This is a genomic window from Pseudomonas sp. GM49, assembly GCF_000282355.1.
GTDB lineage: Bacteria > Pseudomonadota > Gammaproteobacteria > Pseudomonadales > Pseudomonadaceae > Aquipseudomonas.
This window is the reverse complement of record NZ_AKJL01000051.1, coordinates 1-11,758: the sequence shown is the minus strand read 5'-3', so window position 1 is coordinate 11,758 and position 11,758 is coordinate 1. Positions and strand designations below refer to the sequence as shown.

The window sequence follows — 11,758 nt, the reverse complement described above, 5'->3', positions numbered from 1 at the left end:
CTTGCGCCGTGGATCAGGTACAATTCCCGGCTATTTTTCGGCGGGCTATGCCTGCAGCCTTTTTGAGTGTTGATCCGTGAGTGATTTGAGTCATATCCGCAATTTCTCCATCATCGCCCACATTGACCATGGCAAGTCGACGCTGGCCGATCGCTTCATCCAGATGTGTGGCGGCCTGGCCGAGCGCGAAATGGAAGCCCAGGTCCTGGACTCCATGGACCTCGAGCGCGAGCGCGGGATCACCATCAAGGCGCACAGCGTCACCCTGTATTACAAGGCTCGCGACGGTATCAACTACCAGCTCAACTTCATTGATACCCCCGGCCACGTTGACTTCACCTATGAGGTGAGCCGTTCGCTGGCTGCCTGTGAAGGCGCGCTGCTGGTGGTCGATGCCGGTCAAGGTGTTGAAGCGCAGTCGGTTGCCAACTGCTACACGGCGATCGAACAGGGCCTGGAAGTGATGCCGGTGCTGAACAAGATCGACCTGCCACAGGCCGATCCGGACCGCGTGAAGGAAGAAATCGAAAAAATCATCGGCATCGATGCCACCGACGCGGTCACTTGCAGTGCCAAGACCGGTCTGGGCGTCGATGAAGTGCTCGAGCGCCTGGTGACCACCATTCCGGCGCCGACCGGCAACATCGAAGATCCGCTGCAAGCGTTGATCATCGACTCCTGGTTCGACAACTACCTGGGCGTTGTCTCCCTGGTGCGCGTGCGCCACGGCCGCGTGAAGAAGGGTGACAAGATCCTGGTCAAATCCACCGGCAAGATCCACCTGGTGGACAGCGTCGGCGTGTTCAACCCGAAACACACCCCGACCGTTGACCTGAAGGCCGGTGAAGTGGGCTTCATCATCGCCAGCATCAAGGACATTCACGGCGCGCCAGTGGGCGATACCCTGACCTTGAGTACAACTCCGGACGTTGACGTACTGCCAGGCTTCAAGCGCATTCAGCCGCAGGTATACGCCGGTCTGTTCCCGGTCAGCTCCGACGACTTCGAAGATTTCCGTGAAGCGCTGCAAAAGCTCACCCTCAACGATTCGTCGCTGCAATACACGCCGGAAAGCTCCGACGCCCTGGGCTTCGGCTTCCGTTGCGGCTTCCTCGGCATGCTGCACATGGAAATCATCCAGGAGCGCCTGGAGCGCGAGTACAACCTGGACCTGATTACCACGGCGCCGACGGTAATCTTCGAGCTGCTGCTCAAGACCGGTGAGACGATCTACGTCGATAACCCGTCGAAACTGCCGGACCTGTCTGCCATCGAAGACATGCGCGAGCCGATCGTGCGCGCCAATATTCTTGTGCCGCAAGAGCACTTGGGTAACGTCATTACCCTGTGCATCGAAAAACGCGGTGTGCAGGTCGACATGCTGTTCCTCGGCTCCCAGGTACAAGTGACCTACGACCTGCCGATGAACGAAGTGGTGCTGGACTTCTTCGATCGTCTGAAATCCACCAGTCGCGGCTATGCTTCTCTGGACTACCATTTCGATCGTTACCAATCGGCCAGCCTGGTGAAACTGGACGTGCTGATCAACGGCGACAAAGTCGACGCCCTGGCGCTGATCGTGCACCGTGACAACTCGCACTACAAAGGTCGCCAGTTGACCGAGAAGATGAAGGATCTGATTCCGCGGCAGATGTTCGACGTGGCAATCCAGGCCGCCATTGGCGGGCAGATTGTGGCGCGGACAACCGTCAAGGCGCTCAGAAAGAACGTATTGGCCAAATGCTACGGTGGTGACGTCAGCCGTAAGAAGAAGCTGCTGGAAAAGCAAAAGGCCGGTAAGAAACGCATGAAGCAAGTCGGCAACGTGGAAATTCCACAGGAAGCCTTCCTTGCAGTGCTCAGGTTGGATAGTTAGGTCCTATGTCACTAAATTTCCCGCTGTTGCTGGTCATCGCCGTGTTCGTCTGCGGCCTGTTGGCGTTGCTCGATCTGTTGATCCTGGCGCCGCGTCGGCGTGCCGCCATCGCCTCCTATCAGGGCAGCGTCAGCCAGCCTGACATGGTTGTGGTCGAGAAGCTGAACAAGGAGCCGCTGCTGGTTGAATACGGCAAGTCGTTCTTCCCGGTGTTGTTCATTGTGCTGGTGCTGCGTTCGTTCCTGGTGGAACCGTTCCAGATTCCTTCCGGTTCGATGAAGCCAACCCTGGATGTCGGCGACTTCATTCTGGTGAGCAAGTTTTCCTACGGGATCCGCTTGCCGGTGATCGACAAGAAAATCATCGAAGTCGGTGATCCGCAGCGCGGCGATGTCATGGTGTTTCGTTACCCGAGCGATCCGAACGTCAACTACATCAAGCGTGTAGTCGGCCTGCCGGGCGACACGGTTCGTTACACCGCCGACAAGCGTCTGTTCGTCAACGGTCAATCGATTGCCGAGCAACTGGTCGGCTCCGAGCCGGGCACGCTGGGCAGCGCTGAGCTCTACAAGGAAAAACTCGGTGCAGCCGAGCACATGATCCGCAAGGAAATGAGCCGCTACCGTGCAATGCCGGACCATTCATGGACCGTGCCGGCCGGGCACTACTTCATGATGGGCGACAACCGCGACAACTCGAACGACAGTCGCTACTGGGATGATCCGAGCATTCCCAAGGATCTGCTGGGCATGGTTCCCGACAAGAATATCGTCGGCAAGGCCTTTGCGGTCTGGATGAGCTGGCCGGAACCAAAACTCAGCCACCTGCCGAATTTCTCGCGGGTTGGCCTGATCAAGTAATCAAACACGGCGCTGTTGAACACAGCGCCGAATGCATTTCTGGAACCGGCACATTTCGGCGCCCGGAAGCATGAAGCCAATGATATTCAGGACGTAATTTTTGAACACAGCGTTAATTGTCCCAAGCCTGCGCCGCATCACGGCGATGGCGGTGGAATCCAGCCACGAACTCAGCGTGGGTAAACCGTGAGCGTCTCCTTAAGCCGTCTAGAGCGTCAGCTCGGCTACACCTTCAAGGATCAGGAACTGATGGTCCTGGCCCTGACTCACCGCAGTTTTGCCGGGCGTAACAATGAACGCCTGGAGTTCCTCGGTGACGCCATTCTCAACTTCGTCGCCGGTGAGGCGCTGTTCGAGCGGTTCCCGCTGGCCCGCGAAGGCCAGTTGTCGCGTTTGCGCGCGCGTCTGGTGAAAGGTGAGACCCTGGCCGTACTGGCTCGTGGTTTCGATCTGGGCGAATACCTGCGCCTGGGTTCCGGTGAACTGAAAAGCGGCGGCTTTCGTCGCGAGTCGATTCTGGCCGATGCCCTGGAAGCGCTGATCGGTGCAATCTACCTCGATGCCGGCATGGAAGTGGCCCGCGAGCGTGTGCTCGCCTGGCTGGCCGGAGAGTTCGAAGGCCTGACGCTGGTCGACACCAACAAAGATCCAAAGACCCGCCTGCAGGAGTTCCTGCAGTCCCGTGGTTGTGAGCTGCCGCGTTACGAAGTGGTGGATATCCAGGGTGAGCCGCATTGCCGGACGTTCTTCGTCGAATGCGAAATCATCTTACTGAATGAAAAAAGCCGAGGTCAGGGTGTGAGTCGTCGTATTGCCGAACAGGTAGCGGCCGCCGCAGCACTGATTGCCCTGGGTGTGGAGAATGGCAATGACTGATACAACCGCAACTCGCTGTGGCTATGTTGCCATCGTCGGCCGTCCGAACGTGGGCAAGTCCACGCTGCTGAACCACATCCTCGGTCAGAAGCTGGCAATCACCTCGCGCAAGCCGCAGACCACCCGTCACAACATGCTCGGTATCAAGACCGAGGGCGACGTGCAGGCGATCTACGTCGACACCCCTGGCATGCACAAGGGCGGCGAAAAGGCCCTGAACCGCTACATGAACAAGACCGCTTCGGCGGCGTTGAAAGACGTCGACGTGGTGATCTTCGTGGTCGACCGCACCAAGTGGACCGAAGAGGACCAGATGGTTCTCGAGCGCGTCCAGTACGTGACCGGCCCGCTGATCGTGGCGCTGAACAAGACCGATCGCATCGAAGACAAAGCCGAGTTGATGCCGCACCTGAGCTGGTTGCAGGAGCAGCTGCCGAATGCGCAGATCATGCCGATTTCCGCGCAGCACGGGCACAACCTCGATGCGCTGGAACGAGTGATTGCCGGGCACCTGCCGGAAAACGATCACTTTTTCCCGGAAGACCAGATCACCGACCGCAGCAGCCGTTTCCTCGCCGCTGAACTGGTGCGCGAGAAAATCATGCGCCAGATGGGCGCCGAGCTGCCGTACCAGATCACGGTCGAAATCGAAGAGTTCAAGCAGCAGGGCAAGACCCTGCATATCCATGCCTTGATCCTCGTCGAGCGCGATGGCCAGAAGAAAATCATCATTGGCGACAAGGGCGAGCGCATCAAGCGCATCGGCACCGAGGCGCGCAAGGACATGGAGCTGCTGTTCGACTCCAAGATCATGCTCAACCTGTGGGTCAAGGTTAAGGGTGGCTGGTCCGATGACGAACGTGCGCTGCGTTCGCTGGGTTATGGCGACCTGTAAGACTCGGTTCCTGATACACCAGAGAAACCCTGTGGGAGCGAGCTTGCTCGCGATGAGGGCCTGAAATTCAACGTCAATGTTGACTGACAGACCGCAATCGCGAGCAAGCTCGCTCCCACATTGGTTTTGGGGTGTTTGTAAGATCGTTTTCCTATCTTGAGAATTCTGATTGCCATGTCCTCAACCCCGCCAATCGGCCAGCCCGCCTACGTCCTGCACTCCCGCGCCTACCGTGAAAACAGCGCGCTGGTGGATTTCCTCACGCCGCAAGGCCGGTTGCGGGCAGTGTTGCGCAGTGCGAGGGGCAAGGCCGGAACGTTGGCGCGGCCGTTCGTGCCATTGGAAGTCGAGTTCCGGGGCAAGGGTGAGCTGAAGAACGTCGGGCGCATGGAAAGTGCCGGTGTTTCCACCTGGCTCAATGGCGAGGCGCTGTTCAGCGGTCTTTACCTCAATGAACTGCTGATTCGTCTGTTGCCCGCTGAAGATCCGCTCCCTTCGGTGTTCGATCATTACGCCGCCACCTTGCTGGCCCTGGCCGAAGGTCGACCCCTGGAGCCCTTGCTGCGCTCCTTCGAGTGGCGCTTGCTCGATGACCTCGGCTACGGATTCTCACTGACTACGGATATCCATGATGAGGCCATCGCCCCCGACGGTCTTTATCGTTTGCAAGTGGATGCCGGGCTGGAGCGGGTCTACCTGCTGCAACCGGGTTTGTTCAATGGCACTGAACTGCTGGCCATGGCTGATGCCGACTGGAGCGCGCCGGGTGCCTTGTCGGCGGCCAAGCGCTTGATGCGTCAGGCGCTGGCGGTGCATCTCGGGGGCCGACCTTTGGTTTCCCGCGAGTTGTTTCGAAAACCGTAAATTCCCCATGTATGCTGTGCACCGAACTTTCTCTTCTTCTGGAGCGCTTCCGTGACCACCAGCACCCGTATTCTCCTTGGCGTGAACATCGACCACGTTGCCACCCTGCGTCAGGCCCGGGGTACCCGTTACCCGGACCCGGTCAAGGCAGCACTGGACGCGGAAGAGGCGGGCGCTGACGGCATCACCGTGCACCTGCGCGAAGACCGTCGGCACATCCAGGAGCGCGACGTTCTGCTGCTCAAGGACGTGCTGCAAACCCGCATGAACTTCGAAATGGGCGTCACCGAAGAAATGATGCAGTTCGCCGAGCGCATCCGCCCGGCGCACATTTGCCTGGTGCCGGAAACCCGTCAGGAACTGACCACCGAAGGTGGCCTGGATGTGGCGGGGCAGGAAGCGCGGATCAAGGCCGCGGTCGAGCGCCTGTCGAAGATCGGCTCCGAAGTGTCGCTGTTCATCGATGCCGACGAGCGTCAGATCGAAGCCTCCCGCCGTGTCGGCGCGCCGGCCATCGAACTGCACACCGGGCGTTATGCCGATGCCGAGACGCCAACCGAAGTCGCTGAAGAACTCAAGCGTGTGGCCGATGGCGTGGCCTTTGGCCTGGCCCAGGGGCTGATCGTAAATGCCGGCCATGGCCTGCACTATCACAACGTTGAAGCCGTGGCGGCGATCAAGGGCATCAACGAGCTGAACATCGGCCATGCACTGGTGGCCCACGCGCTGTTCGTTGGGTTCAAGTCGGCTGTTTCGGAGATGAAGGCGCTGATTCTGGCGGCGGCCAAGGCTTAAAAACCAACACAAAACCCTGTAGGAGCGAGCTTGCTCGCGATGGACTTGAGAGCGCCGCGTTCTTTCAGAAAACCCGCGTTATCGTTACCCACCATCGCGAGCAAGCTCGCTCCTACAGGGGCGAAGGTTCCTGCGCCGGCTTGGTCTTGTCGATCCCCGGCACCAGCAGTTTGCCCTCGGCGACCTGATCGCCTTCAAGCTGCGGCTGCGTGACCCAGGTCAGGATGTCGTAGTAACGACGGATGTTCGCCACGAAATGCACCGGTTCGCCGCCACGGGCGTAGCCGTAACGGGTCTTGCTGTACCACTTCTTTTCCGACAGGCGCGGCAGGATCTTCTTCACATCCAGCCATTTGTCCGGGTTCAACCCTTCCCTGGCCGCCAGTTTGCGTGCGTCATCCAGGTGGCCGCTGCCGACGTTGTAGGCCGCCAGGGCAAACCAGGTACGGTCGGGTTCCTGAATCGAATCGTCGAGCTGGTCTTTCATGTAGGCCAGGTACTTGGCGCCGCCCATGATGCTTTGTTTCGGATCGAGGCGATTGGACACGCCCATGGCCTGCGCGGTGTTCTGGGTCAGCATCATCAGGCCGCGCACGCCGGTCTTGGACGTGACGGCCGCTTGCCACAACGACTCCTGGTACCCGATGGCCGCCAACAGGCGCCAGTCGACTTTCTCTTTCTTGGCGTACGCCTTGAAGTGCTGTTCGTACTTGGGCAGGCGTTGCTGCAAGTGTTGGGCAAACGTGGTGGCGCCCATGTAGCCGAGGACGTCGACATGCCCGTAGTAGCGGTCCTTGAGGCGTTGCAGGGTGCCGTTTTTCTTGACCTTGTCGAGGTAATCGTTGATTTCGTTGAGCAGGCTGTTGTCGTCGCCCGGCGCGACGGCCCAGCTCTGGTTGCTGGCGTCACCGAGGTCGAAGGCGACCCGGATGTTGGTGAAGTACACCTGGTTCATTGCCACTTCGTTGGAGTCGACCAGCGTCAGGTCGATCTGACCTTCGTCCACCATGCGCAGGAGATCGACGACCTCGACCGCGTCAGACTCTTCGTATTCGATGCCGGGAAACTTCTGTTTCAACTGCGCCAGTTGTTCGGCGTGGGTGCTGCCCTTGAGCACCATGATCTTCTTGCCCACCAGGTCCTTCGCATCGGTCGGCCGTGACTGGCCGTTGCGGTAGATGATCTGCGGGGTGACTTCCAGGTAGGAGTGGGAGAAGCGCACCTGCTTTTTGCGTTCGTCGCTGCTGACCAGGCCGGCAGCCGCCAGCACCGGACCGTTGGGCTTGCCGACCTGGTTGAACAGGTCATCGAGGTTGTCGGCGGTCTCGATCTTGAGCTCGACCCCCAGATCGTCGGCGAAGCGCTTCACCAGCTCGTATTCGAAGCCGGTTTCACCGTTGCGATCCTGAAAGTAGGTGGCGGGGCTGTTTCGGGTAACCACCCGCAGCACACCATCCTCCTTTACGCGCTCGAGCGTGTTGGGTTTATCAACACAGCCACCGAGCATCAGGAAGAGTCCGGTTGCGATCAGCCATTTGGCGTACCGCGGACGTAAAGCCGTTGGGAAAAACATCTGCGCAGTATACGCAAAGGACCACGGGCGCCATATCTCGACAGTGAAGGGCTAGTCTGCTAGAGATCACAAATCCGGCCGAAACCCCGCAGGAACGGGCCTTGTCTGCATTCTGTTACAGTAAAAATAAGCTGTCGTCACATGCCTGGTTAACCTGACTTTCGAGGCAGAAACACAGATCGATACCCGAGTGCAACCGTGCGTAGCGTTTCGGGTGCTGTCGCGGGCTGTTTAGGCTAGAATGCACGGCCTCAAAGCACACCCCTTCCCGAGGCTGTCCCGAAGATGTTGATCCTGCGCGGCGCTCCTGCCCTTTCTGCCTTTCGCCACAGCAAGCTCCTTGAGCAACTGAGCCAGAAGGTTCCGGCTGTCAGCGGCCTGTATGCTGAATTCGCTCACTTCGCCGAAGTTACCGGCGTCCTGACCGGCGACGAACAGCAGGTGCTTGCGCGCCTTCTGAAGTACGGTCCAAGCGTTCCGGTACAAGAACCGACCGGTCGTCTGTTTCTGGTGCTGCCGCGTTTCGGCACCATCTCGCCGTGGTCGAGCAAGGCCAGCGACATCGCCCGCAACTGCGGCCTGGCGAAAATCCAGCGCCTGGAGCGCGGCATCGCGTTCTATGTGGCCGGCCAGTTCAGCGACGCTGAAGCCCAGCTTATTGCTGACGGGCTGCACGACCGCATGACCCAGATCGTCCTGGGCAACCTCGAACAGGCCGCCGGCCTGTTCAGTCACGCCGAACCGAAACCCCTGACCGCCATCGACGTGCTGGGTGGCGGCCGCGCCGCGCTGGAAAAAGCCAACACCGAGCTGGGCCTGGCCCTGGCCGAAGACGAGATCGACTACCTGGTCAACGCCTTCGTCGGCTTGAAGCGTAACCCGCATGACATCGAACTGATGATGTTCGCCCAGGCGAACTCCGAGCACTGCCGTCACAAGATCTTCAACGCCAGTTGGGACATCGACGGCCAGAGCCAGGAAAAAAGCCTGTTCGGCATGATCAAGAACACCTACCAGATGCACAGCGAAGGTGTCCTGTCTGCTTATAAGGACAACGCTTCGGTGATCGTCGGTTCCGTGGCCGGCCGCTTCTTCCCGGACCCTGAAACCCGCCAGTACGGCGCGGTGCAGGAACCGGTGCACATCCTGATGAAGGTTGAAACCCATAACCACCCGACCGCGATTGCTCCGTTCCCGGGCGCGTCCACCGGTTCCGGTGGCGAAATCCGCGACGAAGGCGCCACCGGTCGCGGTGCCAAGCCGAAGGCTGGCCTGACCGGTTTCACCGTGTCCAACCTGCAGATCCCGGGCTTCGAACAGCCGTGGGAAGTGCCGTACGGCAAGCCTGAGCGCATCGTTACCGCACTGGACATCATGATCGAAGGCCCATTGGGCGGTGCCGCGTTCAACAACGAATTCGGCCGTCCGGCGCTGACCGGTTACTTCCGTACCTTCGAACAATCGATCACCACGCCACACGGTGATGAGGTTCGCGGCTACCACAAGCCGATCATGCTGGCTGGCGGCATGGGCAACATCCGTGAAGAGCACGTCAAGAAAGGCGAGATCCTGGTTGGCTCCAAGCTGATCGTGCTCGGCGGCCCGGCGATGCTGATCGGCCTGGGCGGCGGTGCAGCTTCCTCCATGGCCACCGGCACCAGCTCGGCGGACCTGGATTTCGCTTCGGTTCAGCGTGAAAACCCGGAAATGGAACGTCGCTGCCAGGAAGTCATCGACCGTTGCTGGCAACTGGGCGACAAGAACCCGATCAGCTTCATCCACGACGTGGGCGCGGGCGGTCTGTCCAACGCCTTCCCGGAACTGGTCAACGACGGCGACCGCGGTGGCCGTTTCGAACTGCGCAACATTCCAAACGACGAGCCGGGCATGGCCCCGCACGAAATCTGGTCCAACGAATCCCAGGAACGTTACGTTCTGGCCGTAGGCCCGGCGGATTTCGAACGCTTCAAGGCGATCTGCGAACGTGAGCGTTGCCCGTTTGCCGTCGTCGGCGAAGCCACTGCCGAACCTCAGCTGACTGTCACCGACAGCCATTTCGGCAACAGCCCGGTGGACATGCCACTGGAAGTGTTGCTGGGCAAGGCTCCGCGCATGCACCGTTCGGTGGTTCGTGAAGCAGAACTGGGCGATGACTTCGATCCGTCGACCCTGAACATTGCCGACTGCGTCGAGCGCGTCCTGCATCACCCGGCCGTGGCCAGCAAGAGCTTCCTGATCACCATCGGCGACCGCACCATCACCGGCCTCGTGGCCCGTGACCAGATGGTCGGCCCGTGGCAGGTGCCGGTGGCCGACGTTGCCGTCACCGCCACCAGCTTCGACGTCTACACCGGTGAAGCCATGGCCATGGGCGAGCGTACTCCGCTGGCACTGCTGGACGCTCCGGCGTCGGGCCGCATGGCCATCGGCGAAACCCTGACCAACATCGCGGCTTCGCGCATCGGCAAGATCTCCGACATCAAGCTGTCGGCGAACTGGATGTCCGCTGCCGGTCACCCGGGTGAAGACGCGCGTCTGTACGACACCGTGAAAGCGGTCGGCATGGAACTCTGCCCTGAGCTGGGCATCACCATTCCGGTGGGCAAGGACTCGATGTCCATGGCCACGCGCTGGAACGATGAAGGCGTGGACAAGTCCGTCACTTCGCCGATGTCCCTGATCGTGACCGGTTTCGCGCCAGTGACTGACATCCGTCAGACCCTGACCCCGCAACTGCGCATGGACAAGGGCACCACCGACCTGATCCTGATCGACCTGGGCCGTGGTCAGAACCGCATGGGCGCCTCGATCCTCGCGCAGGTTCACGGCAAACTCGGCAAGCAGGCTCCGGACGTCGATGACGCTGAAGACCTCAAGGCCTTCTTCGCCGTGATCCAGGGCCTCAACGCCGACGGTCACCTGCTGGCTTACCACGACCGTTCCGACGGTGGTCTGCTGACCAGCGTGGTGGAAATGGCGTTCGCCGGTCACTGCGGCCTGAGCCTGAACCTCGACAGCCTGGCGGATTCTTCCGCCGACATCGCCGCGATCCTGTTCAACGAAGAACTGGGTGCGGTAATCCAGGTTCGCCAGGACGCCACCCCGGACATCCTCGCGCAGTTCAGCGCTGCCGGCCTGGGCGATTGTGTGTCGGTGATCGGTCAGCCAATCAACAATGGCGAGATCGGCATCACCTTCAACGGTGACACCGTGTTCGAAGGCCAGCGTCGTCTGCTGCAACGCCAGTGGGCCGAGACCAGCTACCAGATCCAGCGTCTGCGTGACAACGCCGACTGCGCCGAGCAAGAGTTCGACGTGCTGCTGGAAGAAGACAACCCGGGCCTGAGCGTCAAGCTGAGCTACGACATCAACCAGGACATCGCCGCGCCTTACATCAAGAAAGGCATTCGCCCACAGGTTGCCGTATTGCGTGAGCAGGGCGTCAACGGTCAGGTGGAAATGGCGGCTGCGTTCGACCGCGCCGGTTTCAACGCGATTGACGTGCACATGAGCGACATTCTGGCCGGCCGTGTCGACCTGAACGAGTTCAAGGGCATGGTCGCTTGCGGTGGTTTCTCTTACGGCGACGTATTGGGTGCCGGTGAAGGCTGGGCGAAATCCGCGCTGTTCAACAGCCGCGCCCGCGATGCGTTCCAGGGTTTCTTCGAGCGTAACGACAGCTTCACCCTCGGCGTGTGCAACGGTTGCCAGATGATGTCCAACCTGCACGAGCTGATCCCGGGCAGCGAGTTCTGGCCGCACTTCGTGCGCAACCGTTCCGAGCAGTTCGAAGCCCGTGTTGCCATGGTGCAGATCCAGGAGTCGAACTCGATCTTCCTGCAGGGCATGGCCGGTTCGCGCATGCCGATCGCCATCGCCCACGGCGAAGGTCATGCCGAGTTCGCCAGCGAAGAAGCACTTCTGGAAGCCGATCTGTCGGGTTGCGTGGCGATGCGTTTCGTCGACAACCACGGCAAGGTCACCGAAAGCTACCCGGCCAACCCGAACGGCTCCCCCCC

The 11,758-nt window shown here is 60.4% G+C and carries 8 protein-coding genes; 7 read left to right on the top strand and 1 reads right to left on the bottom strand.

Annotated features, from left to right (window positions below):
- Positions 1–76: 76 nt before the first annotated feature.
- The 6 genes from lepA to pdxJ all read left to right on the top strand — a co-directional run bounded on the left by lepA (position 77) and on the right by pdxJ (position 6,166).
- Positions 77–1,876 (top strand): translation elongation factor 4, encoded by a 1,800-nt coding sequence (gene lepA, locus PMI29_RS24280; RefSeq protein ID WP_007994850.1) that lies wholly within the window; start codon positions 77–79, stop codon positions 1,874–1,876.
- Positions 1,877–1,881: 5 nt separating this feature from the next.
- A complete protein-coding gene (lepB, locus tag PMI29_RS24285; RefSeq protein WP_007994848.1) occupies positions 1,882–2,736 on the top strand; it encodes a signal peptidase I in 855 nt (284 codons plus the stop codon).
- A 186-nt stretch (positions 2,737–2,922) separates the two neighbouring features.
- Positions 2,923–3,612 (top strand): ribonuclease III, encoded by a 690-nt coding sequence (gene rnc, locus PMI29_RS24290; protein ID WP_007973960.1) that lies wholly within the window; start codon positions 2,923–2,925, stop codon positions 3,610–3,612.
- On the top strand, positions 3,605–4,507 hold the full coding sequence (era, locus tag PMI29_RS24295) for a GTPase Era (RefSeq protein ID WP_007994846.1): 903 nt from the start codon (positions 3,605–3,607) through the stop codon (positions 4,505–4,507). Before rnc ends, era begins: the two co-directional genes overlap by 8 nt.
- 174 nt (positions 4,508–4,681) lie before the next feature.
- A complete protein-coding gene (gene recO / locus PMI29_RS24300) occupies positions 4,682–5,371 on the top strand; it encodes a DNA repair protein RecO (protein ID WP_007994845.1) in 690 nt (229 codons plus the stop codon).
- A gap of 51 nt (positions 5,372–5,422) precedes the next feature.
- Positions 5,423–6,166 (top strand): pyridoxine 5'-phosphate synthase, encoded by a 744-nt coding sequence (gene pdxJ / locus PMI29_RS24305; RefSeq protein ID WP_007994841.1) that lies wholly within the window; start codon positions 5,423–5,425, stop codon positions 6,164–6,166.
- 112 nt (positions 6,167–6,278) lie between these two features.
- Here the strand turns inward: pdxJ and mltF are convergent, their stop codons facing one another.
- Entirely contained in the window at positions 6,279–7,739 is a 1,461-nt protein-coding gene (mltF, locus tag PMI29_RS24310; protein ID WP_081501631.1) for a membrane-bound lytic murein transglycosylase MltF, read from the bottom strand.
- A 285-nt stretch (positions 7,740–8,024) separates the two neighbouring features.
- On the opposite strand from mltF, the gene purL reads away from it, so the two are divergent.
- Positions 8,025–11,758, top strand: a 3,734-nt coding sequence (gene purL / locus PMI29_RS24315; RefSeq protein ID WP_007994837.1) for a phosphoribosylformylglycinamidine synthase, incomplete at its 3' end; no start/stop codon positions are given.

Excerpts from the sequence above, each read along its gene's own strand:
- recO (WP_007994845.1), top strand. The coding sequence starts at position 4,682 with ATGTCCTCAACCCCGCCAATCGGCCAGCCCGCCTACGTCCTGCACTCC.
- era (WP_007994846.1), top strand. The coding sequence starts at position 3,605 with ATGACTGATACAACCGCAACTCGCTGTGGCTATGTTGCCATCGTCGGC.
- mltF (WP_081501631.1), bottom strand. The coding sequence starts at position 7,739 with ATGTTTTTCCCAACGGCTTTACGTCCGCGGTACGCCAAATGGCTGATC.
- lepB (WP_007994848.1), top strand. The coding sequence starts at position 1,882 with ATGTCACTAAATTTCCCGCTGTTGCTGGTCATCGCCGTGTTCGTCTGC.